This is a genomic window from Hyphomicrobium sp. LHD-15 (genome assembly GCF_031157355.1).
GTDB lineage: Bacteria > Pseudomonadota > Alphaproteobacteria > Rhizobiales > Hyphomicrobiaceae > Hyphomicrobium_C.
The window spans coordinates 335,530-359,234 of record NZ_JAVIFT010000002.1 but is presented as its reverse complement, the minus strand read 5'-3'; the positions used below and the strand labels follow the sequence as shown (position 1 = coordinate 359,234).

Genomic DNA, 23,705 nt, shown 5'->3' with positions numbered 1-23,705 from the left:
TCAGGTCTTCGCTTTCGGCTTGCGCCGCCCGACGAGCGTTCCCGCGCCGTGATCGGTCAGAAGCTCGAGCAGCACGCTGTGTGGAACCTTGCCGTTGATGATGACGACGGCCTCGACGCCCGCTTCCACGACCTCGATGCAGCCCTCGATCTTGGGGATCATGCCGCCGGTAATGGTACCGTTACGGATCAGCTCCTGGGCTTCTGCGATCGTGAGATCGGCGATCAGATTGCCTTCCTTGTCGAGCACGCCCTCGACATCCGTCAGCAGCAGAAGACGCTTGGCCTGCATGCGCGCTGCAAGCGCCGAAGCGAAGGTGTCGGCATTGATGTTGAGCGTCTCGCCCGCGGGAGAAATGCCGATCGGCGCGATGACCGGAATGAGATCGGACTTCGAGATCACGTCGACGATATGCGGATTGACGTGCAAGGGATCGCCGACGAAGCCGATGTCGACATCCTTCATCTCGCTGCTCGCCGGATCGGCCATCTGCGTAATCTTGCGCGCGATCATCAGGTTGGCATCCTTGCCGCAGATGCCGACGGCCTTGCCGCCCTGTTTGTTGATCGCGGAGACGATATCCTTGTTGATGCGCCCGGCCAGCACCATCTCGACGACCTCGACCGTCGGCTTGTCGGTCACCCGGAGGCCATGCACGAACTCGGAGGTGATATCGAGCTTCTTCAGCATGGTCGCGATCTGCGGACCGCCGCCGTGCACGACGATGGGGTTCACGCCCGATTGCTTGAGATAGACGATATCCTTGGCGAACGCATCCGACAGCGCCTGGTCACCCATCGCATGGCCGCCGAATTTGACGACGACGGTCTGCTCGTCGTAGCGCAGCATATTGGGCAGCGCTTCCGCCAGAATACGCGCCTGGACATGCGCCGAAATCTCTTTCGGATTGAAGCTGCCCTGGTTTGCTGCCGGAGAATGCGTCGCACCCGGAGTATCGGTCACCTTCGCCATCGTCCCTCTGGACCCCTGCCGCTAAAGCGTTTTGCCTGCCAACAACCACAATCGGCCGAGATATCTATGATGCCGGAGCATTTGGTCAAAAGACGCAAATCGCCCTAGGCGGCGGGCGGCTCGGCCACCATGCCGCCACGGCGAGCACATATAACCTGTGGAGGGCCCGCCTCAACGGAATTCCCACACATTCGCGCGCCAAGATTACGCGTTGAGTTATCGGGCGTTGAGGTCCAACCTTGCCCGCATTCGCATCATAACGTCATATCCTGCATGATAGATTCGCCCCGAGAGGCGCTCGAGCGGCTCGGCCCGGAAAGATCGGGCCTCAGCGCCGCGCCATCGGCTGGGGGGCCATCCCCCGAGAGGAAGCCTGAATGACGACCATGATCGTCGACGATCTCGGTAGAATTCCCATGTCGCCGTACCTGACGGCGACGTTGACGCGCGCCGCCGACTACGCAACCGCTCAGTCGCACCGCGAAGTGACGCTCGAACATTTGCTGTTGGCCCTCGCCGAGGACCCGGAAGCCACCGTCGTCCTCAAATCCTCGAGCGTCGATCTGACCCGCCTGACGGCCGAGGTGTCCGATTACCTCGGCCGCTCCGACGACCGCATCGAGCCGACGAGCGGCCAGCCGATCGCTATCTCGGCGGATCTGAGACGCATCCTCGAAGCCGCCGCCGCAGCCGCGCGCCAGGGCCGCCGCCGCGAGATCAACGGCGCCATCGTGCTCGCTGCCATCGTCGGAGACGGCAAGAGCACAGCCGCCAATCTTCTGCGCGTACAGGGCCTGACGTTCGAGGAGGCAATCCGCGCCCTTCAGCGCGCGACGCCCCAACCCGCGCCGACGCCCGCCCAAGCTCCTGCGCCATCGCCGCAACCGCAACCTCAGCCGTCGCACCACCACCAGCCACCTGTTGATTTCGGCGAGCCGCCCAAACCGGATCTGACCCGGCCGGCCACGCCCAACAACGCACCCGCCACACCCGCGACGACCGAGGAAATTCTGGCCTCCGCGCGTGAGCGCCTGCAGAGCCGCTCTCCGCCCGGGCCCGCCTTGGAGCCCGCACCAGCACCGCACCCCGCTCCTGTTCAGCAACCGGCCCCTCCGGCACCGCTTCCTCGCGCAAATTATCCCGACCTCGGTGGTCCGCCGACACGCCCTGTCGCGGCTCCTGCGCCGATGCCCGCGCCTGCGCCGTCGGCTCACGACTATGAACCGGAGCTGCCGTCGTTCGGCAGCGAGCGCCCCGGCGCCGGCCACGATAGCGACATCCCCGACCACATCCGCAAGCGCGCCGGAGCCTCCGAAACCCTCGACGAAGGAGACTGGGAGGCGCCGATCCCGCCACCAGGCCCTTACCCGAATGTGCCCGAGCCGGAGGCGCCACCTGCACCTGCCCAAATCCCGGCAAGCGCACGCTTCGGCGGCGCGCGCGGCCGCCCATCTGCCCCGCAGGACGTCCCGCGAACTGGGCCATCCCCAGCAGCGGAACGTCGCCGCGCAGGCTCCGGGCCCTTCGTCGGCTCCTGGCCTCTCATTGAGGCCGGCCAGCTGGTCGAGAACATCCCGCGTCGCATGCGCGTCGGCATTCCGGTCGTCGTCGAAGCCCGCATCGCCCGTGCCGACGTCAAAGCGCTCGCCGAAGGTCTTCAGGGTGGCGGTGCCGCGTTCCGCCACGAGGTCGTTGTCACCAAGGCCATGTCGGTCCGCCTGCGCGCGCCGGATGGCGGCTTCTCGGTCGAGAACCGCTCGCCCGAGACGCAGTGGATCGAGAACGTGCTGGGTCTCGGCAGCGACGATTTCGCAAGCTGGCGCTGGACCGTCACCCCGCGCACGCGCGGGCGCCGACAGCTTCAGCTCATCGTCTCCGCGCGCACCGTCGGTTCCGATGGCATGACGGCCGAAACCGCGCTGCCCGATCAGCTCGTCGACGTGAAGGTCGCCGTCAACTACGCGCGGACGCTCGGCAAATGGACGGGCTGGATCCTCGCTGCCGTCGTCGGCGGCCTCTTGGCCAAATTCGGCGAGACCGGCTTCTTGATCCTGCGGCTGCTTGCCGCCAAGTACCTCGGCATTTGAGCGCGATCCGCCAGGCAACGAAAGCAACGCGGACGCGCATGAAGCTGGTGCCGGTACAGAGCTTTGCGCCGATAGCGACACCCAAGGCGCGTATCCTGATCCTGGGCAGCATGCCCGGCGCGGCTTCACTCGCGGCGGGTCAGTACTACGCCCATCCGCGCAACGCGTTCTGGCCCATCATGGGCGAGCTGGCAGGTGCAGGCCCCGACAAGCCGTACGAAACCCGCACGCGCCTCCTGAACGACCGCGACATTGCCGTCTGGGATGTTCTGCAAAGCTGCATTCGCCCGGGCAGCCTCGACTCCGACATCACCGAAGAACACCCGAACGATTTCGCAGGTTTCTTCGCCGCCCATCGCGGCATCGCGGTGATCGGCCTCAACGGCGGCAAGGCAGCAGCGTGCTTCCGGAAATACGCGGCCCCGCATTGTCCGGGCGAAGTGCGCTTCGCGCAGCTGCCATCGACGAGCCCAGCTCACGCCGGCATGAGCCTCGCGCGCAAGATCGCGCTCTGGCGCGCCGCGCTGGAACTCTAGACGGCCTAGTCGCGCAGAATCGCGGCCATCGTCGCGCGCAGCTCCTCGAGCCCCCAGCCCTTCTCCGAAGAGGTAGCAAGCACGAACGGAAAGGCGGCCGGATGGGAGGAAAGCTCCTTCTCCGTCGCAGCCTTCACCGCATCGAGTTCATGCGGCTTGATCTTGTCGCCCTTGGTCAGAATGACCTGATAGGGAACCGCAGTCGCATCGAGCATCTCCATGATCTCGCGATCCGGCGGCTTGATGCCGTGCCGGCTGTCGACCAGGAGAAACACGCGCCGCAACGTCGGCCGGCCGCTGAGATAGGCGCGGATGAGCGCCGTCCACGTCGCGACCTTTTCCTTCGGCGCCTTGGCATAGCCGTAGCCAGGCATATCCACGAGATAGAGCGGCGCTTCCTGAGGAATGAAGAAGTTCAGCTCCTGCGTGCGCCCCGGGGTATTGGAGGTCCGCGCCAGTCCCTGCTTACGCACCGTCGCATTGATGAGGCTCGACTTGCCCACGTTCGACCGACCGGCGAAGGCAACCTCCAGCCAGCCGTCGTCGGGCAAGCCGTCGAGCGCCACCACGCCTTTGACGAATTGCCACGGCGTTTGAACGAGACGCTCTCCAGCCTCGATATCCTCGGGCGTGAAGAGCCCCGCGTCCTTCATCCCGAGCTATCCCTTGGATTCGGTTTTTCGGCCGAACAATCGCCCTATGGGCGCAAACGTTCGCTTCAAATTGTCCACGAGATGGATCTCCGCGCCCTGCTTGACAGAGATGTACCACTGCTGCGCGATCGACAGGATGTTGTTCCACGCCCAGTAGATCACGAGGCCTGCCGGGAACGCCGCGAGCAGGAACGTGAACAGGATCGGCATGTACGAGAAGATCTGCTGCTGGATCGGATCCGGCTGCGGCGGGTTGAGCTGCATCTGGACCCACATCGTGAGACCCATGATGATCGGCCAGACACCGATGTGCAGGAACTCCGGCACCGCATACGGCAGCAGGCCGAACAGATTGAAGATCGACGTCGGATCCGCCGCCGAGAGATCGCGGATCCATCCGAAGAACGGCGCGTGCCGCATGTCGATCGAGACGAACAGCACCTTGTAGAGCGCGAAGAACACCGGGATCTGCACCAGGATCGGCAAGCAGCCCGCCAGAGGATTGATCTTTTCCTTCTGGTAGAGCGCCATCAGCTCCTGCTGCTGCTTGGCCTTGTCGTCCTTGTAGCGCTCGCGCAGCTGCTCCATTTGCGGCTGCAGCTTCTTCATCTTGGCCATGCTCTCGTAGCTCTTGTTGGCGAGCGGGAAGAACAGCGCCTTGACGATGACCGTCACGGCCAGAATGGCGAGGCCGAAGTTGCCGAGAATGCCGTAGAGCCAATCGAGCAGGTAATAGAGCGGCTTGGTGATGAAGTAGAACCAGCCCCAGTCGATCATCAGCTCGAATTTCGTGATGCCGAGCTTCGCCTCGTAATCCTCGATGAGCTTGACCTGCTTAGCGCCGGCATAGAGGCGCGCTTCCGACTTCACATCGGAACCGGCCGGCACGACAAGGCCGCTGACGCTGTAGTCGGTCCAGAACATGTCTGGAGAATTGCCGCGCTTCGGCTGCCCGCGGAAGTTTGCGGCGTAGGTGGCTTTCTGATCGGGAATAAGCGCCGCCGCCCAGTACTTGTCGGTGATGCCGAGCCAGCCGCCGGTCTTGCCGTCGAACGTCTTGGCGCCGCCATCCTCGAGTACTTTCGAGTAGGCAATTTCCTGCAGGCCGGCATCGCCCGGCACGCCGATCAAACCTTCGTGCAGCACCGCGTAGCCGGAGGTATGCGGCAGGCCGAACCGGTAAAGGCGGCCGTAGGGTGTGAGAACGATGTCGCCCGACGTCGTGTTCTGAACCTCGTCGGTGACGGTGATCATGTAGTGCTCGTCGATCGCGAGCGTGCGCAGGAATTTGAGCCCCTGCCCGTTGTCCCACGTCAATGTGACCGGCGTCGAAGGCGTGAGCTTCGCATTGGCACCCGCCTGCCAGATAGTTTCGCTATCGGGAACGGGTGCCTGCGAGCGGGCCGCGGCCTGCCAGCCGAACTCCGCGAAATAGGCGTTCGGCGCGCCGAGCGGCGAGAACAGAACGACATTCGGGCTCTTGGGATCGACCGTCTCGTGATAATTGACGAGCACGAGGTCGTCGACGAGGCCGCCCTTGAGCGAGATCGAGCCCTTGAGCGACGGCGTTTCGATCGGCACGCGCTGAGACTTGGCAAGCACCTCGGGCCGCGTGCCCGAAAGCGCGGCCGACAACGTCTGGCTCGGCTGTGCGCCTGGAAGTGCCGGGGCCCCGGGAGTGGTTGCGGGAGCATTCGCCGCGGGTGCTGCGCCGGCAGCCTTCTCGGCTTCGGCCTGTTGGGCCGCCCGCTCGCGTTGCGCCTTCTCCTGCTGCGCCTTCATCGCCGGCCCGGCATAGAAGAACTGCCAGCCAAGCATCACCGCCACCGACAATATGACGGCGATGAGAAGGTTCTTTTGATCGTCGGGGCGCTGGCTCATGAAGACCTCGGATGCCGCGGTGCCGCCCTGAACGCCGACGGGCGGCGGCCCGCAAATTTCAGACTGGCTCTCTTACAACCCGCGTGACGCTTGTGGATATGGGCGATTTGAGCGCGGTCGCGCAAAAAATCCCTACGGCCGTTTCCCTTGGCGCGGAGCCGCCGCAGGGTGATGCACGCGATGGAGGGCCCGTTCAAGGTCTTTCTTGACCTCGGCAAATTCCCGATCGAGCGCTGCAAGGCGCGCCACCACCACGTAATCGTGGTTGGAAAGCGCAAGCTCGGGAGCTACCAGACCGACCGCGGCCTTGAGCCTGCGGCGGATCCGATTGCGAATGACAGCGCCGCCGAGCTTCTTGGTGACGGTAAAACCGAACCGGGCGCCATCGCCTTCGCCGGCTGTTCGCGATCGGCTCGTCGCGGCGACACGAGGCCGCGTTTCCAGAACGAAAGAGGGCGTCGCAAACCGCGCGCCCCCTCTAAGTCTCAGAAATTCCGCTCTTTTCTTGAGCGTTTCGACCGCCACGACGACGCCTCAAACGTAGGGGCAAACCGCCGCGCCGCGCGCGAGCACGCTGCGGACTAGGCCGAAAGACGCTTGCGGCCCTTTGCACGACGGCGAGCGATTACCTTGACGCCACCGGCGGTCTGCATGCGGGCGCGAAAACCGTGGCGGCGCTTGCGAACGAGCTTGCTCGGTTGATAGGTCCGTTTCACGGGCTTAACTCCAGTCGATATCGAATGCGAAACAGCCGGCCGGCAGCAAAAAGCGCCATCCTAAGCTGATCGTGATGGGATGGACGGGCTTATAAGTTGCACGAGGGTCGAAGTCAATTGAGATGGCGGCGATAACGTCAACCAGCCGCGAAGCCCCGCGCCGGTCGTCACCTTCACCCGCAAGCGCCGCACGGAAAAAGGAAAATCGGCGCCTCGCCTTGCGCACGCAACCGCGTGAAGTTTGTTCGCCGCGATCGGTCATATACCTCGAATACCTTGCAAAGACAGGCGAGACCAGGGAATCCTCCTGACCCAACATCGTTAACGGCACCGCACATCCGTTTCGAGCCCCCGCCAAGCCGATCCGACGCGCGCCCCGGCGAAGACGCACATCTGGAGCACTCATAATGTCCCAATCGAGTTCTGTCTCTTCGCCCGCCGAAAACACCCCGGCTGCCCCGAGCCTGTCCGCCCGAAATCAGGATACGGCCGCCATCGCGGGCGAGCCGCTCGCAACCGACATCTGCGTGATCGGCGCCGGCTCCGGTGGCCTAGCCCTCGCCATCGCGGCAGCCGCCTTCGGACGCAAGGTCGTACTTGTCGAACGCCACCGGATGGGAGGCAGCGGCCTCAACGTCGGCAGCATTCCTTCAAAAGCGCTCCTCGCCACCGCAAAGCGAGCCGCCGCCATGCGATCGGCAGCCCCCTTCGGCATCGCGTCCGTCGAGCCGCAGATCGACCATCGCGCGGTTCAGCAACACGTCAAAAGCGTGATCTCGGCCATCGCGCCGAACGACTCTGTCGAACGGCTCACCGGGCTCGGCGTGAAGGTCATCCTGGGAGCCGCCCGCTTCCTCGACAAACGCACCGTGCTGGCCGGCGACTATCGCATCACCGCCCGCCGCTTTGTCATCGCGACGGGGTCGTCGCCCGAAATTCCCGCCATCCCCGGCTTTGAGTCCGGCGGCTACCTCACCAACGAAACGATCTTCGAAGTCGACCGTAAAATTCCCCATCTCATCGTGATCGGTGCCGGCCCGGTCGGCCTGGAACTCGCTCAGGCCCACCTTCGTCTCGGCAGCCGCGTGACGGTCTTGGAGCAGGCCCGCGCGCTCGGCCGCGATGATCCCGAGGCCGCCGCCATCACACTCAACGCACTCCGCGCCGAAGGCATCGACATTCGCGAAGGCACGCGGGTCGAGCGCGTCGAGATCATGAGCGGCTACGTCCGCGCACATGTGTCGGGCCCACACGGCAGCCAGGCCATCGACGGTTCACACCTGCTGGTCGCCGCTGGGCGAACGCCCAACCTGTCGGGGCTGAACCTCGAAGCCGCCGGCGTGAAGTACGGAAGGCAGGGAATCGTCGTCAATCGCGGGCTCAAAACCACGAACAGCCGCGTCTTCGCCATCGGCGACGTTGCCGGCGGCCCCCACTTCAGCCACGTCTCGAGCTACCAGGCCGAAATCGTTCTGCGCCGCGCACTCTTCTGGCAGCCGGCCAAGGTCGATCCCTCGATCATTCCCTGGATCACCTTCACCGATCCCGAGCTTGCCCAGGTCGGCCTGACCGAGGATCAGGCCCGCGCCGCCAAGCACAGGGTGAACGTGCTGCGTGCGTCGTTCGCGGAGAACGATCGGGCCAAGGCCGAGCGCGACACGATCGGACACATCAAGGTCGTCACCTCGTCCAAGGGCTACATCCTCGGCGCGACCATCGTCGGTCCCAACGCCAGCGAGCTGATCCAGATCTGGGCGCTGGCAATCGCCCAGCGCCTCCATATCAAGGCCATGACCAGCTACGTCGCGCCCTATCCGACGCTTGGCGAAATCGGAAGGCAGGCAGCTTTCCGTCAGTACGCCACCCTGCCCGCGAAGCGCAGCGTCCGGAAGGTCATAGATTTTCTTGCTAGGCTTGGTTAGCTGCTCTTATCGCCCCATATCTTCAGGGAAGAAATCTCGACAGCAACCCGATCCTGCCGCTTGACCATGTCGCGGGATCGATAGGCTGTAGGCTCCCACCGTGGGTGACATGCGCGGCGCGAAGTGCCAGAATCCCGCCAAGCCTCGTCTCGCGGGGCGCGACGCTGTGGAGCTGGCCTGAAAAGTCCGCCCAAAGCCGAGCAGAGCGGGACCAGAGGCGGGATGCGTGACCATGCCCCTCGATATGAACGAGCGTGTGATCGAAACGACGGAGAAACACTCCCTGGCCGTCTGGCCGTGGCTGCGCGAGCGCGCCGCTGCGATCAAGCGCGGCTGGCTCCGCATCGGCCTTCCCGCAAAACTGCTGCTGATGACGGCGGTGTTCGTCATGCTGGCGGAAATCCTGATCTTCCTGCCGTCGATCGCGAACTATCGCATCGGCTGGCTGAACGATCGCCTGACCGCCGCCAACGTCGCAGCCCTCGCCGCCGAAGCCGTGCCCGGCCGCACGGTGCCGCCCGCACTCCGAAACGAGCTTGTTCGCACGGCCCTCGTCCGCGCCGTCGCCATCCGCCGCGGCGGTGCCCGCCGGCTTGTGCTACCGCCCGTAGCGGAGATTTCCATCGACGAGCATTTCGATCTGCGCCAGCCGCCGGATCTCACCATCGGGCAGGATATCGCGCTCCGCTTGTCGCAGATCCAGGACGCCATCAAAGTCTTCTTCGCACCCGAAGATCGCTTGATCCGCATCGTCGGTTTTCTCGGCCCGCGCCAAGACGACGTCATCGAGGTGGTGCTGCCCGAGGAGCCTTTGAAGCGGGCGATGGTCCGCTACGGCATGAATATCGTCTATCTGTCGATCATCATCTCGCTGATGACGGCAGCGCTCGTCTATTTCGCGATCAGCGCGCTGCTCGTGCGTCCGATGATGCGCATCTCGCGCAACATGCTGCGCTTCGGTGAAAACCCGGAGGACGCGAGCCGCATCATCACGCCTTCGGGACGCGCCGACGAGATCGGCACTGCCGAGCGCGAGCTCGCGCATATGCAGCGCCAGCTGACGCAAGCCCTCATTCAAAAGAACCGGCTGGCCCAGCTCGGCCTCGCCGTCAGCAAGATCAGCCACGACCTGCGCAACATGCTGGCCAATGCCCAGCTGATATCGGACCGTCTGACGGCGATCCCCGATCCGACCGTCCAGCAATTCGCCCCCAAGCTGATCGCCTCGCTCGATCGCGCCATCAACTTCTGCAACAGCTCGCTGCGCTTCGGACGCGCCGAGGAAGCCGAACCGCGCCGAGAGCTGATGCGCCTGAAGCCGCTGCTGGAAGAAGTCGCCGAAGGCCTCGGTCTTCCGCGCGAAGGCAAGATCGCCTGGAAGCTCGATCTCGACGATCAGCTTCTGATCGACGCCGACCACGAGCATCTGTTCCGCGTTTTGAGCAACCTGACGCGCAACGCCGTGCAGGCGATCGAAAGCCAGGGTGACACCGATCGCGGCGAGATCCAGGTCAAGGCTTGGCGGGACGGACGCAAGGTTTTCGTCCAGATGTCCGACAACGGACCGGGCGTTCCCGAGCACGCCCGCGAAAATCTCTTCCGCGCGTTCCAGGCCTCGACCCGCAAAGACGGCTCCGGCCTGGGGCTCGCCATCGCGTCCGAGCTGGTGGGCGTTCACGGCGGCAAGCTGGAGCTTTTGGACACCGGCCTCGGCGCCACGTTCCTGATCGAGCTCCCCGATCGCACCGTCCGCTGAACGGCGAATCGCCGGTCCGGCCAGAGTGGCAGCGAAAACCGACCCGGCGCGGCGGGGGCACAGAAGCAGCCTCCCATCGCACGGGAATGCCTTCGGAAGCCCCAATTTCCGGGGTGGTAACCCCCATGGCCGGAAACGCCGCCCGGCGTCACCGAAGACACTTGCACTTGGCCGGCAGTCCGATTAGTAGTGGCGGCCTTGCCGGACCGCAGGCGCCGCTTGGCAGCGCCCCACGGTCCTCGCCGGCTTGCCCGGCACGAAATCGGCAAAAACGCGCCCGTAGCTCAGCTGGATAGAGCACCAGACTACGAATCTGGGGGTCAGAGGTTCGAATCCTTTCGGGCGCGCCACTTTAACAAACATCAGAATGTTTGGGGTTCCGATCGGGTCCGTTTCGACGTTGCGGCTGTTACCGCTGTGGGGTTGGTCGAACATCTAGCAACTTTGCCAGGATCGCATGTTGCAAGGTCTCAGGCCCTTCTTCCTTAGGTGAACCTTCGCCAGCCGGGCGAAACAGGGTTGATAGCACAAGTACACGTTCTGCTTCAGACACCAGCCCCTCACTTGTGAGGGCGCTATAGGTCTCTGCCATCACCGCTCGCTCCCCAGCATCAAGCCCTCTATGCCGTTCTTCCATGTAAACCCTGACCAGGATACGTGCGACCCAAAGCACGACGCTGACCACGAACACGCCGACGCCCGCAAGGATGAGCAGAGGCACGGATGACACGCCCATAAGCGCTGTCGCCGTTGTCTTGGCGAAGTTCAAAAACGCCGGAACCGTGTAAAATCCGACAAAGTATATCACGGACCCGTACAAGATGATCACGGCCTTCTGCCAATTCGCCCGGTCGCGATGCTTCTTAGCTTGAGTATTCCAATATTGAACCGAAGATCGAAGCTTCATCTGCTCCTTAAAGGCCTTATCGGTATTATGAATTTGTTCGATCGCAGCGTTCGCTTCATTATTGACGCGATCAAGCATTTCGCTCCAAGAAATCTCGCTCTGTGACCTCCAGCCGTCTCTATCTAGCGAAGACTGGACCCGCTCGGCTTTGGCCAACTGGATTTCGGATTTGAAGTCTGCAATTAGTTGCGCTGCGCTCGTATTAAATTGCGCGACTAGTTTGTCGAAACTAGATCGGGCTGCATGGTTGACGCCCTTACCGAGACCCAGCTCAGATAAAAGAATGGCTAACCGTCCGAGACTAACGCTGTAACGATTCTCATAAGGCGTGATCTGATCGGGACCCCAAGCTGATCTCAAATATTCTGAAGCTGCGGCCGCACCTGCCACATCGCCAAACCGGGCGCGAAAACTCTCAATGTATGCTGCCGGTGCGGTTTCAGATAACAAACCAAGACTCGCATAACTGTTTAGCGATGTCCTAGCCACAGCCAAATTATCGGGAGTTGGAGGGTTAGAGCCGAGCGCATCTCTTGCAGCTCTCAAGTGCTTGAAGAACCTGTTTCTCTGATCTTCAGCCAACCCCAATTTATCAGCTCTAATTTTTTCGAGCCAAGCCCAATACTCTAATTCGCCCTGAACCCACGAACGAACGTCCTCCAGGCTGTCGAAGATTCTGGATGTCCCTTCCGATGTGGGGAACGCAAAGTAGGGAGATGTCGATTCTGCTTCGCTCATCTTGAAATGATGCCGAACAACAATCCGCGAACAAACAGAAAGGCGTTTTTTCCACAAATTTCACGTGAACCAGACAGCGAAGCCAATGCTCGCCGAGAAGGCCCGCGAACCGATCCGCGGTCCACAGAAGGGTATTGCTCGAAATTCTCAAGCCCTTCACGGTCGGGTTTGGCGCGCAACCTTCGGTGTGAGCACGCTTTGACCATGCTCACCATCCCCGACGCCTCGGAACGGCTGGCCGCCAATTGAGCCGGGCGCGACCCCACACCTGGCGCCACTCCCTCTCCGCCCTTCCACTCCTTACTAACCACCAAGCTTTCGCATACCCCGGAACACCGGCGGCTCCCTGCGCATTCAGCGAGAGTCCGGGGTTAAACCGAAGGAGACCGCTCAATGCGCAGCTTGACCGTTACGGCTGTCGCCGCCAGCGCACTGCTTTGTTTAAGTGCCTCTTCCCCCAACGCCGCGCCGGTCGCACCGATCGGCAAGGCGCTATCGTCCGCAACCAGCAACGTAGAAACCGTCCAATCCAGGTCCTGCCGCCGCTGGTATCGAGAGTGTCGCATTCGCTGGGGCTGGGGGTGGCGCTTCCGCCGCTGCATGATCCGCCACGGCTGCTGACGGCAAAATGCGAAGGGGCCGCAAAACGGCCCCTCCATTACCTCTCACAGACCGAGATTCTTGATTGCGCCGCGGCATCCGTTCGCGCCGAGAGCTACTGTGTCGGCAGCTTGTCCAGCACCGCGCCCCAAGAAACGATCTTGAAATTCTGCGCCGTCCCGCCCGCGTTCTCATCGTCCTGCGCCACGAGCACGCCTTTCGGGTAATCAGGCCCGAAATCACCCGTCGCCACCGCCACGCCATCGGTTCCCGTTACCGCGTCGATCCCGAGCGCCGGATTCTCAGCGATGTGGAAGCGCGCCACAAGCTTTTCGTTCAGCAGCGAGAACAACGCGAACGTGTTGTTGCCCTGGATCGACGCGACGAGATAGCCGCCGTTCTCACCCGCGGGGGCAAGCGTCAGCCCCTCGATATCCGCCACGATATCCTTGCCGTCGACCGGCGCGATCATGACTCGATCGGCTCCCGCGTCCGGCTCGGCGCCATAGCGCCAGATCCCGACAGTCTCTTCAGCGATGTAAAGCACCCCGGTCCGCGCGTCCGCAACGCACCCTTCCGCAATCGAACCCACCGCGAAGCTTCGCACCAGCGTTGCTTCGACCTTGCCCGCTGCGTCCGGCTTGAGCGCAAACTGGCGAACCTCGCCGCTCTTGCCGGTGACGAACGCGTAGAGGTTTGACGTCTTGCGGCTGCGGTAAAGGCAAAGGCCGTACGGATCGCCGACATCCGCCGCAACGAACGACTCCTTGAGATGCGTGACGGCGAGTGTTTCGGGATCGAGCGTGAAGAACGTCATGCCGACGAGCGTTCTATCGCTCGCGACGACGAGCACGTGGTCCTTGCCGTTGACCGTCCATCCGTCGTGAAGGTCGACGTTGTTCATCCGGCCGACGGGAAAGAAAGAAACCTTTTCGCCTTTGAGATCGAGAACGAACAAGCCCGTTTTCTTGTCCGTCGCGAAAACGCGGCTCGCCTGCGGATCGCGCGGATTGCGCCAGATCTCGGCGTCGTCTGCGGCGTCGCCGGCATCCTGTGCGGCCACGCTCTCCGCTGCGGCCGGAACCTCGAACACCGGCACGGACTGCGCGACGGCTGTGCCGCCACAAACCGGCAACGCGATGCCAGCCACCGCACAAGCCAAGAGAATGCGAAAATCACGGATCATGTCAGAAAAGCCCTGAGGAGGATGAGGAGAAGGCAGCCGAACGCTCGATCAATGAGGACGTCCGGAACGACACTTCGAGCGCCGCGCCAATGGCTGCAAGGTGCCGCACACTCGTCGCGAAGCTTAACAACACGATGACATTCGGGGCTCGCATCGCGCGAGGAACACGAGCCGTCTCTACGTAGGGAGACCGACACGCAACACGCGTCGCGCATACCTCGGGTGTCACGTCCCTGTTAATTCGCTGTCACCTAAGCCGTCTAAGCGGGATCGACATTCGAACGAGCTCGCAATCGAGGCGCGATCGACCGATCGCTTCCGCATTCGACTCCGGAGATTGAGTAAGGGCGTACTTTTGGGGGACTGCGAGGCCGAGCCTCGCGCGGGAGTGATATCAGTATGTGGAAGAAAATTGCGTGCAGCAGAGCCTCTCTGCTGCTGACGACGGCGCTTGGCTCGTTGACGGCTGTTGGCGCAGCCCATGCCCAGGATGCATCGGGCGTTCAAACCTCCGACGAGCTGATCGTGTACGGCACCGTCGTCACCCGCAATCGCACCGAATCCGTCTCGCCGACGCTCTCTTACGATCTCGAATACTTTCAGCGTTTCGAACCGATTTCCGCCGGTGACGCGCTGAAGCGCTTGCCCGGCGTCAGCTTCTCGAGCGACGTGCTCGAATACGATCAGGTACAGCTGCGCGGCCTGCCGTCGAACTACGCGCAGGTTCAGGTCAACGGCCAGAACATGACGGGTGCTGGCAACGACCGCGTATTCATGGTCGACCGCATCCCGGCCGAATTGATCGACGGCATCGAGGTCATCCGCAGCCCGTCGGCAGATATGTCCTCGGAAGGCATCGGCGGCACCGTCAACGCGAAGCTCAAGCGCGCCGGTCAGATCAAGGGCGGCTGGGTACGCGGCAGCGGTTTCGGCATCGAAGACGACGAACTGCGTGGCGCGGGCTCCGTCGGCTACGGCGACACCATCGGTGAGACATCTTACCTGATGTCCATTGACGTCCAGCAGCGCCGCAATCCGAAATTCAAGGACACCAAGATATTCGACGCTGCCAGCGGCGATCTCAAGGAGTTCTCGACCCAGGAAGACACCCGAGACGGAACCGATTATGCCTTCAACGGCGAGGTGGCACAGAAGATCGGCGACGGCCTCCTTCGGCTTTACGGCTTCTATGTCCTGACCGACCGCGACGAAAAAGAGCTGACGCCCACTTACGAAGAAGATGGCGGCGCATTCCCGCTGGTCGAGATCGCCAAGCAGCACGAAGGCATCGTGCAGCAGAACATGAGCATCGTCGGCGATTACACCGTTCCGGTCGGGAAAGACGAGGCCCAGGTGATCGTCGGCTACAACCGCTTCGTCGACAACCTCGGAACCAAGGAATACGTCAGCGAGCCGCCGGATCCGTTCGATCTCGACGCAACGGAAACCGTGGACACGCTGGACCAGGATTGGTTCGGAACGCTCGCTTACACCGCGCGCTTCAACGAGATCGTATCCGTCAAGGTCGGCACGGACGGACGCATCAAGACGCGCGACTTCCGCCAAACCGAGGACGGCGACATCGCCGATAACGGCCTCTTCGACATCGAGGAGCGCCGCATCGATCCTTACGTCAAGGCGACGTGGACGTTCCTGCCCGGCCTCACGATCGAAACCGGCCTTCGTTATGAGCACACTGAGCGCGACTTCTCGAGCGAGGACTTCACCGGCGAGAAGACATCCGACGAGTTCAATCCGTCGGCTCATGTCCGCTACGCTCTGACCGACACGACGATGTTGCGCTTCTCTGTCGCGCGCACCGTTCTGCGCCCGAGCTTCGACATGCTCACACCGGCAACTCTCGAGGAAGAGCCCACCGACAAGTATGCCACGGCGGGCAATCCCAACCTCGATCAGGAAACCGCCTGGGGCATCGACGTCGGCTTCGACCAGAAGATCGGCGACCGCGGCATCCTCGGATTCAACTTCTTCAACCGCGCAATCAAGGACAAGATCGAGCTGATCGGCGACGGAACCGATCTTCCGGGCAGCGATTGCGACGGCAGCGAGTGCAAGCTGCTGACCTACAAGAATGTCGGCGATGCGCGCGCTTGGGGTATCGAGGTCGATGTGGACCTGCCGCTCACCGCGCTCGGTCTGCCGGATACCAGCATCTCCGCCAACTACACCTGGCTGCGTTCCGAGGTCGACGATCCGCTTTTCCCCGGCCAAAAGCGCCGTTTCCGCGACCAGCCGAACTACGTCTACAACATCGGCCTGATCCAGAACCTCCCGTCGTGGAAATCGACCTTCGGCGTCACCTATCAGAAGCGTGGCGAGTCCGAGACCTATGAATACGACGAGATCGAGAAGCTCAGCTACGAGGGCAACCTAGAAGCCTTCTGGGAAACGCGCCTGTCCAACTCCACGGTCATCCGCTTCACCGGCGCCAATCTGCTGGATGCGGAAAAGGTCGAGAACAAGAGAATCTACGAGCTCGACCGGACCGAGTCCCTGGAAGAGATCGAAGTCGAGCGTGAGCGCAGCGGCCGTCTGTTCCTGATGACGGTACGGCAGGCATTCTAACGGCTGCGAGGCTCTTGCAAGCCTCGCAAACCGTTTGAGCAACGACTGAACCTTTCGCTGATCACCGGCCCACGCCGGTGGTCAGCTTGTTCGTTCATCCCTTCGCCTTAGAGACGGACCAAGCTCCATGACCGCATCGCGATTGAACTGTCGCTCTCGTCCTTCCCACTTCATCCGGCTTGCGATGTCAGTCCTCGCATTGGCGGTCGTTGCCTGCTCCGCATCGCCGTTCGCCACCGCTCAGACCAGCGACCCCGCACTGCAGCCGCCAGTTGAAACCGCTCCATCCGCGCCCACAACCACAGCGCCAGCACCCGAGCCGCAGGCCGTAACACCTGCGGCACCGCAGGAGACCGCACCCGTCACCGCCCCGCAAGAGCAAGCCCCCGCCTCAATCGCGCCGACCGAAACCCACTCCCAAACCGACATCCGCGATACCCCGGCCGATGCTCCTGTGCCGACAGGTCATATCAGCCCCGCGCAACTCCCTCACGATCTGTCGCCGTGGAACATGTTCATGTCGGCCGATATCATCGTCAAAGCCGTGATGATCGGCCTCGCATTCGCATCCATGGTCACCTGGACGGTGTGGCTAGCGAAAAGCATCGAACTGGCTTGGGCCAAGCGGTCACTCGCAAAAGCATCGCGCGCTATGACCGCCGCGACCTCGCTTTCGGATGCCAGACAGGCTGTCGGTGACAAGCGCGGCGTCTTGCAGGGCCTGCTCGCCATGGCAACGACCGAGCTGACGCTCTCGAGCGGAATTGGCGACAAGGCCGGCATCAAGGAGCGCGTTGCGTCGCGTCTCGACGGGCTAACGCTCGCCGCCGGGCGCAACATGAACAGCGGCACTGGCGTGCTCGCCACCATCGGCTCTACGGCGCCGTTCGTCGGCTTGTTTGGTACCGTCTGGGGCATCATGAACAGCTTCATCGGCATTTCCGAATCCCAGACGACCAACCTCGCCGTCGTTGCGCCGGGTATCGCCGAAGCTTTGCTCGCCACCGCTATCGGCCTCGTCGCGGCAATCCCGGCGGTCATCATCTACAATCAGTTTGCGCGGTCGATCTCATCCTACAAGGCGTCGGTGGCGGAAGCTGCCGCCGAGGTTCTGCGGCTCGTCTCTCGCGATCTCGATCGCGGAAACAAGATCCCGCTGTCGCAGGCGGCGGAGTAGAGACCGATGGCAGGCGGGCTCAACAAATCCGACAATGACGACTTGGCCGAAAACCACGAGATCAACGTCACGCCGTTTATCGACGTGATGCTCGTGCTGCTGATCATCTTCATGGTGGCAGCGCCACTTTCCACGGTCGATGTACCCGTCGATCTGCCGGTCGCAAGCACAAAGCCGCAACCCCGGCCGGACAAACCCGTCTTCGTCACCGTCAAAGCCGATCTCTCACTCACCATCGGCAACGACGCGATCCCGAGCGGGGCGCTCGCACAGGCTCTCGACGGCGCAACGAAGGGAGATCGAACCCAGCGGATTTTCCTCCGCGCCGACAAGACCGTTCCCTATGGGGAGCTGATGCGGGCGATGAACCTGCTACGCGCGGCCGGCTATCTCAAGGTCGCACTGGTCGGCTTGGAGGATGTGGCAAGCGCACCCATCCAAGGCGGAGGAGCATCCGAACGGCCATGATGATGCACGCCGAAGCCTATTTCGAACCGGCCACCCACCGCCTGACGCGATGGAGCAGCGCGGCAAGCATGGTCGTAGCGCTGCATGTGGCAGCTGGCGTCGTGGCGCTCATGTCGTGGCCCACCGCCGAGCCGAAAACCAACGAGCCGTCCGGCGCGGTCATGATGGATCTGCCATCGCTAGCCGCCGAATCCCCGTCCGACCAGCAGGAGCTGTCCGAACAGCCTCAATTCCAGATGGCGGCACCACCCCCGTCGCCCGCCGATATCGCCGAGGAGACACCTCCCGAAGCTAGTCGGGCCGCCGAAGCGCAGCCTGAGCCGGAGCCAACGCCCGAGAAGGTGGCCGAAATACCGGACGCGTCGCCGACGGCCGCACCCACTCCCGAGCCTCTACCCGAGATGCCTGATATCGAGGAGGCCCCGCTAGCGCCTGAACCCGAGGTCACGCTTCCCAAGAAAGCGACGCCCGAACCCGAAGCGAAACCCGCCAAGCCGAAGCAGAAAATCGCGGATAAGGCCAACGAGAAGGACGCAGTCGCCAAGTCCGCTCAAAAGTCCAACAGCAAGCAACAGCAACAGGCAGCTGCATCGTCTAAGGGAAAATTCGACCCCAATCCGGTCTATCGCGCGAGCCCCGCCTACCCAACTGGGGCGCGCGCCCAGAAGATCGAGGGCAACGTGGTCGTTGCCTATTCGGTCTCCGCGTCCGGCGCAGTGTCGAACGTGCGCGTCGTCTCGGCAAGCCCGCCCGGCATCTTCAACAGCGCCACGATTGCCGCTGTCCAGAAATGGCGCTTCAAGCCCTCGCCACAGGGCGCGCAGGGCCGCCGGACGACCGTCCGCTTCAAGCTGCGGTAAGGGAAAGCGGCGATATACGGCTTAAACCAACACCCGCACGGAGCCTCTGCTCCGGCTAGCCTTGCCGAGACGCGAACGAGCTGGCACTGAAGATCGAGCCCTATCGTTCGACGGATTGACCGCGATGAAAAGCTTGTACGCGCTGATTGCGATCCTTTTGCTGTGCGGGTCTGCCGCCGCGCAGGAGACCGTCGCGCTTGCGATCGAGGGATGGCAACAGCAGGAAGGCCGGGACGGCATCGTCTATTACCGATGCGCGAGCGAGATCTGCGCGGCAGGATCCGTCGTCAGCTACAAGGCGCAACCCCACAGAACGGCGCTGACGCTCGAAGAGTTCGAGAAGCATCATCGCCGCCTCGCCGAAAACAACAAAGGCTCGGGGCGCATTCGCGATGCGCGCATCACCGAACCCAAAGCCCGCACGCTCGACGGCGTGCGCGTGCTACAGATCAGCCGCGAGGTCGAGTGGTCCGACGGCACCACGACGTTCACCATCGAAGCTCGCCTGATCGGAGAGGAGAAAAGCTTCTCTCTTGTCAGTGACTCTCCAAAGCGAGACTGGACCGCCAACAACTTCGAAGGCTTTCTGCGCAGCCTGATCCAGATCGCCGGTCTCAAGAACCAGACGAAGCCGCAAGAATGAGCGGGAGACCGTGCCTTTCGCGGGCCATCTGACAGGCATCGTCGCCCGGCAGACACGCCCGGCAGACATCAGGCCTGTCCGCATAGATCGCGCAAGAGGTCTCAACGCCGATGCGTCCGACCAGGGCGGTGCAGCGCTCCTCCTCGCAACGCATGCCGGAAAGGTTCTCGGCAACGAACTTGCTCGGAATGCGATCGAGCGCCTCATCGCTCTCGGTCGTGAAGCGCGGCCACTCGCGAGAATAAGCGCAGCATGCCCCGCACGCGGTGCAAGGCGAGGCAGTCTCATCAGTCATGACGACTGGTTCGCTCAAACGATCTGCTCCATCCAACCGCAACGGCAAACTCAGTTCACCCAAACTAGGCATCGTCGAGCATTGCCAGCGCGGACCGGCGATCCGACGGTTTCAACTTGAGAAACAGCAATCGCGCTGCCTTGATATCTCGCTCGGAGCCGCTGTCAGACGCGGCCTGGAGGGCAATTGTCGTCGGATGCGCGGGGCCACAAATGAAAGCGAGTGCCTTGGCCAGCCGGCCCATTGCAGCCCGATCGATTGCCGTCTCGTCCATTGAAAGTGTCCTGACTGCGGTGGCCACAAAACGACAGCTTACCCGATCTCGGCATTGAACCGATAGCCGATGCCGGGCTCGGTGAGAATATAGTCGGGCGCCTGCGCAGATGGCTTGAGCTTCTGGCGAAGCTGGCCGATGAACACGCGCAGATACTGCAGGTCCTCGGTATGGGCCGGCCCCCAGACCGCCGTGAGAATCTGCCGGTGGGTGAGAACCCGCCCGCTGTTGCGAACCAGAACCGCGAGCAGCTCGAACTCCTTCGGCGTGAGCTTGACCGGCTTTCCCGCGAGCGTCACCGCATGGCCGAGAACATCCACATCGAGTGCGCCGGCCTTGAGCCGTGTCTGCTCGCCCGACTTCTGCGCCGCATGCCGGAGCGCTGTCCGCAGGCGCGCCGTCAGCTCGCCAATGCCGAACGGCTTGTTTATGTAGTCGTCGGCGCCGAGATCCAGCGCCGCGATTTTCTCCGCCTCCCGATCCCGCGCCGAAAGCACGACGATCGGAATTTTGCTCCAGCTCCGAAGTTCCCGGATCACGTCCTTTCCGTCCATGTCCGGCAGGCCAAGATCGAGCACGATCACATCGGGCGATTGGGTTGCAGCGGCCTTCAGCGCTTCGCCGCCGGTCACAGCCACCACCACCTCATAGCCGGCCGCCGTAAGGCTCGGCCTCAGGAAGCGGACGATCTGCGGTTCGTCGTCGATGATGAGAACGCGTTCGCTGCTCATGCGTCCTCCTTCGAAGCACTTGAAGAGCCGGCTTCGCTTTGCCCTGCTGGCAGCACGATCTCGAGCTCGCTGCCCTTGCCGTTTGCAGCCGGGCTCCGCGCCGTGATCGTCCCACCCATCGCCGCGACGAGAGCCGCCGAAATTGAAAGACCGAGCCCGGTACCGGGTGCCCGGCCGTCTCCGCCCGCCACCCGATAGAACTTGTCGAAGATTTTTGAAAGCGCCTCTGCGGGAATTCCGATGCCGTCATCCGCAACTGTAATTCGAACCCCACCCTCACCGGCAAGGGTCAGAGCCGCGATCCGCGTCACAGAGTTCGGCGGACTATACTTGTCGGCGTTATCAAGCAGATTGAACAGAACCTGCTCCAAGAGCGCCGCATCGCCACGCACCAACGGAAGATCCGCGTCGATAGACGTCTGCGTTTGCCGTTTCGGAAAGCTCTTGGCCGCCCGCGCAACGGCGCCCCGCACGGCATCCCCCACATCAACCCAGTCGCGCCGGATATCGAGCGCGCCAGCCTCGAGCCGCGTCATGTCGAGGAGGTTTGATACGAACGCCGACAGCCGGCTAGCCTCCTCCTCGATCGTCGCGAGAAGGTCCGCCCGATCCTGGCTCGGCATCCGCTCGCCGAGCTGGCGCAAGCTCGTCGCCGAGCCGAGGATAGAGGCAAGCGGCGTTCTGAGATCGTGCGAGATCGAGGATAGAAGCGCGCCGCGCAGGCGCTCGCTCTCGGCAGCCGTTGCCGCATTGGCCGCCTGTTCCACGAGGTACGTACGCTCGATCGCGGTGGCAGCCTGATCGGCGAAGGATTGCAGCGCGCTGACGGTGGCGGAAGGCAACACGTCCTCCTCGTCCTCAGAAGCAATACCCAGGACGCCAACGGCGCCCCCGGACGAAATCAACGGGCGGAAATGATAGAGCGCTGACGGCAACGTGCCGGTGAAATGGCCCGCTGGCTCACGCTTTTCGTACGCCCATCGGGCCGCAGCCCAATCGGCCGTCGAGAGCGTGTCCTCGGGCGGCCAGCCACCTTCGAGCACGAGTTCGCCCGAGCGCTCCAGAAGAATGACCGACTTTCCTTTCACCACCGCCGCCGATTGCGCCGCCAGCAGCCAGACCACATCGTCGATTTTCGGAGCCCCCGACAGCTTTCTCGAAAAGTCGTACAGCGCCTGGGTTGCCTCGGCGCGCTCGCGCGTGGCGGTGGCCTGCTCTCTGAGCCGCCCGGCCAGGCCACCCGTCGTAATCGCCACGACGAGAAAAATGAGCAGCGCAAAAAGCTCGTGTGGAGACGCGATCGTGAGCGTGGTCCGCGGCTCGATGAAGAAAAAGTTGTAGGCAACAAACGAGAGCGCCGCCGCCACCACAGCCGAGAAAATTCCGAACCGCAACGCGCACAGCAGCACCGCGAACAGAAACACCATCGAAAGGTTGGGGAGCTGCGTAACCTGCTCCAAGAGCTGACCCGCCGCAACGCCAAGCCCCACCGCGATCAGGGCCGCGATCCCGCCGGTCCAAGCCGCCCGTGCATCCGGTAACTGAGGCCACAGCGACCTCGGGCGCACATCGTCCGAAGCAACCACCGTTACCGACAAACCCGCGGCCGCAGACATCAGCGCGGACGATAGCGAACGGCCAAACAAGCTATTGAGGAAACTCGGTCGCGACCGCCCGACGACGATCTGCGTTATGTTGTTGCGCTTGGCGTAGGCGAGCACTTCAGCCGCGAGATCCTTGCCGCTGAGACGGACCGTCGTCGCCCCGAGCCGGTCCGCGAGACGCATGGCTTTCTCCATACGCCGCACCGCCCCTCGATCCGTACTTTCCCGGTCGCTCTGCACGAGGTGAACGGCGATCCATTCGGACTTGAGCGCGGAAGCCATGCGCGCCGCCGCCCGCACCACAACTTCGCTCCGCTCGTCCCCGCCAACGCAGACGAGCAACCTCTCGGCTGTCGGCCATGGACCTTCGATCCCCTGCCGGCGCAATTCCGACAGCATCTGCTCGTCGACGCGATCAGCGGTTCGCCGGAGCGCGAGCTCGCGCAGCGCCGTCAGGTTGCTCGGCTGGAAGAACTTGTCGATCGCCCGGCGTGCATTCTCGGGCAAGTAGACCTTGCCGTCCTTGAGACGCTGGATCAGCTCCTCCGGCGGCAGATCGACCATGACGATTTCATCGGCCCGCTCGAGCACTCTGTCGGGCACCGTCTCGCGCACCGTAATGCCTGCGATCCGCTGGACGACATCAGTCAAGCTTTCGAGGTGCTGGATGTTGAGCGTCGTCCAGACGTTGATGCCGGCCTGCAGAACGCCATCGACGTCCTGGTAGCGCTTGGGATGCACAAGGTCCGGCGCGTTCGAGTGCGCGAATTCATCGACGAGAAGCAGCTCGGGCCGCCGCGCGATGGCGGCATCGACGTCGAATTCCATCAGGGTGCGGTTGCGATAGGGAACGGTTCGCCGGGGCAGCACCTCGAGCCCGTCCAGCAACGCGGCCGTCTCCGACCGGCCGTGGGTTTCCACCACGCCGACGACGACATCCATCCCCTCAGCCTTGAGCGCGCGCGCGCCCGCGAGCATCGCATAGGTTTTGCCAACGCCCGGCGCCATGCCGAGAAACACCTTGAGCTTGCCGCGCTGCTCCTTCGCGGCAAGCTCAAGAAGCGCCTTCGGCGACGGGCGGCGCTTCTCCCCGGTGTGTGTCGTATCGGCCAT

Annotated in this window: 21 protein-coding genes and 1 tRNA gene; 10 read left to right on the top strand and 12 right to left on the bottom strand. The window is 63.1% G+C overall.

Annotated elements, in window-relative coordinates; genetic code table 11:
• A complete protein-coding gene (gene argB / locus RCO24_RS08385; protein WP_308961388.1) occupies window positions 1-972 on the bottom strand; it encodes an acetylglutamate kinase in 972 nt (323 codons plus the stop codon).
• A 377-nt stretch (window positions 973-1,349) separates the two neighbouring features.
• Between argB and RCO24_RS08380 the strand changes: the two genes are divergently transcribed.
• A complete protein-coding gene (locus RCO24_RS08380; protein WP_308961387.1) occupies window positions 1,350-3,059 on the top strand; it encodes a Clp protease N-terminal domain-containing protein in 1,710 nt (569 codons plus the stop codon).
• Between the two features lie 38 nt (window positions 3,060-3,097).
• On the top strand, window positions 3,098-3,595 hold the full coding sequence (locus RCO24_RS08375) for a DNA-deoxyinosine glycosylase (protein WP_308961386.1): 498 nt from the start codon (window positions 3,098-3,100) through the stop codon (window positions 3,593-3,595).
• Window positions 3,596-3,600: 5 nt separating this feature from the next.
• On the opposite strand, the gene yihA is transcribed toward RCO24_RS08375, so the two are convergent.
• From yihA to RCO24_RS08350, 5 genes are all read right to left on the bottom strand, one after another.
• Entirely contained in the window at window positions 3,601-4,248 is a 648-nt protein-coding gene (gene yihA, locus RCO24_RS08370) for a ribosome biogenesis GTP-binding protein YihA/YsxC (protein ID WP_308961385.1), read from the bottom strand.
• Window positions 4,249-4,254: 6 nt separating this feature from the next.
• The gene (yidC, locus tag RCO24_RS08365) at window positions 4,255-6,129 is read right to left on the bottom strand and encodes a membrane protein insertase YidC (RefSeq protein WP_308961384.1); all 1,875 of its coding nucleotides are present in this window, start codon (window positions 6,127-6,129) and stop codon (window positions 4,255-4,257) included.
• A gap of 132 nt (window positions 6,130-6,261) precedes the next feature.
• Window positions 6,262-6,654 carry a ribonuclease P protein component gene (gene rnpA / locus RCO24_RS08360; protein ID WP_308961382.1) on the bottom strand — a complete coding sequence of 131 codons (393 nt, stop codon included), beginning with the start codon at window positions 6,652-6,654 and terminating at the stop codon, window positions 6,262-6,264.
• 56 nt (window positions 6,655-6,710) lie between these two features.
• Window positions 6,711-6,845, bottom strand: a complete 135-nt coding sequence (rpmH, locus tag RCO24_RS08355) for a 50S ribosomal protein L34 (RefSeq protein ID WP_020083925.1) — start codon at window positions 6,843-6,845, stop codon at window positions 6,711-6,713.
• 4 nt (window positions 6,846-6,849) lie between these two features.
• A complete protein-coding gene (locus RCO24_RS08350) occupies window positions 6,850-7,107 on the bottom strand; it encodes a hypothetical protein (protein ID WP_308961381.1) in 258 nt (85 codons plus the stop codon).
• A gap of 145 nt (window positions 7,108-7,252) precedes the next feature.
• On the opposite strand from RCO24_RS08350, the gene RCO24_RS08345 reads away from it, so the two are divergent.
• The 3 genes from RCO24_RS08345 to RCO24_RS08335 all read left to right on the top strand — a co-directional run bounded on the left by RCO24_RS08345 (window position 7,253) and on the right by RCO24_RS08335 (window position 10,873).
• Complete coding sequence (locus RCO24_RS08345; protein WP_308961380.1) at window positions 7,253-8,767, top strand: FAD-dependent oxidoreductase; 1,515 nt, start codon at window positions 7,253-7,255, stop codon at window positions 8,765-8,767.
• A 232-nt stretch (window positions 8,768-8,999) separates the two neighbouring features.
• Window positions 9,000-10,523 (top strand): HAMP domain-containing sensor histidine kinase, encoded by a 1,524-nt coding sequence (locus tag RCO24_RS08340; RefSeq protein ID WP_308961379.1) that lies wholly within the window; start codon window positions 9,000-9,002, stop codon window positions 10,521-10,523.
• Window positions 10,524-10,796: 273 nt separating this feature from the next.
• A tRNA-Arg gene (locus tag RCO24_RS08335) sits at window positions 10,797-10,873 on the top strand.
• Between the two features lie 59 nt (window positions 10,874-10,932).
• Here the strand turns inward: RCO24_RS08335 and RCO24_RS08330 are convergent.
• Both RCO24_RS08330 and RCO24_RS08325 read right to left on the bottom strand, forming a co-directional pair.
• The gene (locus RCO24_RS08330) at window positions 10,933-12,168 is read right to left on the bottom strand and encodes a DUF6161 domain-containing protein (RefSeq protein WP_308961378.1); all 1,236 of its coding nucleotides are present in this window, start codon (window positions 12,166-12,168) and stop codon (window positions 10,933-10,935) included.
• Between the two features lie 715 nt (window positions 12,169-12,883).
• Complete coding sequence (locus RCO24_RS08325; RefSeq protein WP_308961377.1) at window positions 12,884-13,954, bottom strand: phytase; 1,071 nt, start codon at window positions 13,952-13,954, stop codon at window positions 12,884-12,886.
• Window positions 13,955-14,353: 399 nt separating this feature from the next.
• On the opposite strand from RCO24_RS08325, the gene RCO24_RS08320 reads away from it, so the two are divergent.
• From RCO24_RS08320 to RCO24_RS08300, 5 genes are all read left to right on the top strand, one after another.
• On the top strand, window positions 14,354-16,540 hold the full coding sequence (locus RCO24_RS08320; RefSeq protein WP_308961376.1) for a TonB-dependent receptor: 2,187 nt from the start codon (window positions 14,354-14,356) through the stop codon (window positions 16,538-16,540).
• A 184-nt stretch (window positions 16,541-16,724) separates the two neighbouring features.
• Entirely contained in the window at window positions 16,725-17,717 is a 993-nt protein-coding gene (gene exbB / locus RCO24_RS08315; protein ID WP_308961375.1) for a tonB-system energizer ExbB, read from the top strand.
• 6 nt (window positions 17,718-17,723) lie between these two features.
• On the top strand, window positions 17,724-18,185 hold the full coding sequence (gene exbD / locus RCO24_RS08310; RefSeq protein ID WP_308961374.1) for a TonB system transport protein ExbD: 462 nt from the start codon (window positions 17,724-17,726) through the stop codon (window positions 18,183-18,185).
• Window positions 18,182-19,045: a TonB family protein gene (locus tag RCO24_RS08305; RefSeq protein ID WP_308961373.1), complete on the top strand. Its 864-nt coding sequence runs from the start codon at window positions 18,182-18,184 to the stop codon at window positions 19,043-19,045. Before exbD ends, RCO24_RS08305 begins: the two co-directional genes overlap by 4 nt.
• Window positions 19,046-19,169: 124 nt before the next feature.
• Window positions 19,170-19,688, top strand: coding sequence for a hypothetical protein (locus tag RCO24_RS08300; protein WP_308961372.1), 519 nt, complete (start codon window positions 19,170-19,172; stop codon window positions 19,686-19,688).
• Here RCO24_RS08300 and RCO24_RS08295 read toward each other — a convergent pair.
• The 4 genes from RCO24_RS08295 to RCO24_RS08280 all read right to left on the bottom strand — a co-directional run bounded on the left by RCO24_RS08295 (window position 19,660) and on the right by RCO24_RS08280 (window position 23,705).
• Window positions 19,660-19,983: a YkgJ family cysteine cluster protein gene (locus RCO24_RS08295; protein WP_308961371.1), complete on the bottom strand. Its 324-nt coding sequence runs from the start codon at window positions 19,981-19,983 to the stop codon at window positions 19,660-19,662. The two genes, RCO24_RS08300 and RCO24_RS08295, sit on opposite strands and share 29 nt — an antisense overlap.
• A 64-nt stretch (window positions 19,984-20,047) precedes the next feature.
• The gene (locus tag RCO24_RS08290) at window positions 20,048-20,257 is read right to left on the bottom strand and encodes a hypothetical protein (protein WP_308961370.1); all 210 of its coding nucleotides are present in this window, start codon (window positions 20,255-20,257) and stop codon (window positions 20,048-20,050) included.
• A 38-nt stretch (window positions 20,258-20,295) separates the two neighbouring features.
• Window positions 20,296-20,988, bottom strand: coding sequence for a response regulator (locus tag RCO24_RS08285; protein WP_308961368.1), 693 nt, complete (start codon window positions 20,986-20,988; stop codon window positions 20,296-20,298).
• Window positions 20,985-23,705, bottom strand: a complete 2,721-nt coding sequence (locus RCO24_RS08280) for a sensor histidine kinase KdpD (protein ID WP_308961367.1) — start codon at window positions 23,703-23,705, stop codon at window positions 20,985-20,987. Before RCO24_RS08280 ends, RCO24_RS08285 begins: the two co-directional genes overlap by 4 nt.

Coding starts and splice junctions, on each gene's coding strand:
- argB (WP_308961388.1), bottom strand. CDS start 972: ATGGCGAAGGTGACCGATACTCCGGGTGCGACGCATTCTCCGGCAGCA.
- RCO24_RS08380 (WP_308961387.1), top strand. CDS start 1,350: ATGACGACCATGATCGTCGACGATCTCGGTAGAATTCCCATGTCGCCG.
- RCO24_RS08375 (WP_308961386.1), top strand. CDS start 3,098: ATGAAGCTGGTGCCGGTACAGAGCTTTGCGCCGATAGCGACACCCAAG.
- yihA (WP_308961385.1), bottom strand. CDS start 4,248: ATGAAGGACGCGGGGCTCTTCACGCCCGAGGATATCGAGGCTGGAGAG.
- yidC (WP_308961384.1), bottom strand. CDS start 6,129: ATGAGCCAGCGCCCCGACGATCAAAAGAACCTTCTCATCGCCGTCATA.
- RCO24_RS08350 (WP_308961381.1), bottom strand. CDS start 7,107: ATGACCGATCGCGGCGAACAAACTTCACGCGGTTGCGTGCGCAAGGCG.
- RCO24_RS08345 (WP_308961380.1), top strand. CDS start 7,253: ATGTCCCAATCGAGTTCTGTCTCTTCGCCCGCCGAAAACACCCCGGCT.
- RCO24_RS08340 (WP_308961379.1), top strand. CDS start 9,000: ATGCCCCTCGATATGAACGAGCGTGTGATCGAAACGACGGAGAAACAC.
- RCO24_RS08330 (WP_308961378.1), bottom strand. CDS start 12,168: ATGAGCGAAGCAGAATCGACATCTCCCTACTTTGCGTTCCCCACATCG.
- RCO24_RS08325 (WP_308961377.1), bottom strand. CDS start 13,954: ATGATCCGTGATTTTCGCATTCTCTTGGCTTGTGCGGTGGCTGGCATC.
- RCO24_RS08320 (WP_308961376.1), top strand. CDS start 14,354: ATGTGGAAGAAAATTGCGTGCAGCAGAGCCTCTCTGCTGCTGACGACG.
- exbB (WP_308961375.1), top strand. CDS start 16,725: ATGTCAGTCCTCGCATTGGCGGTCGTTGCCTGCTCCGCATCGCCGTTC.
- exbD (WP_308961374.1), top strand. CDS start 17,724: ATGGCAGGCGGGCTCAACAAATCCGACAATGACGACTTGGCCGAAAAC.
- RCO24_RS08305 (WP_308961373.1), top strand. CDS start 18,182: ATGATGATGCACGCCGAAGCCTATTTCGAACCGGCCACCCACCGCCTG.
- RCO24_RS08300 (WP_308961372.1), top strand. CDS start 19,170: ATGAAAAGCTTGTACGCGCTGATTGCGATCCTTTTGCTGTGCGGGTCT.
- RCO24_RS08295 (WP_308961371.1), bottom strand. CDS start 19,983: ATGACTGATGAGACTGCCTCGCCTTGCACCGCGTGCGGGGCATGCTGC.
- RCO24_RS08290 (WP_308961370.1), bottom strand. CDS start 20,257: ATGGACGAGACGGCAATCGATCGGGCTGCAATGGGCCGGCTGGCCAAG.
- RCO24_RS08285 (WP_308961368.1), bottom strand. CDS start 20,988: ATGAGCAGCGAACGCGTTCTCATCATCGACGACGAACCGCAGATCGTC.
- RCO24_RS08280 (WP_308961367.1), bottom strand. CDS start 23,705: ATGGCCGATACGACACACACCGGGGAGAAGCGCCGCCCGTCGCCGAAG.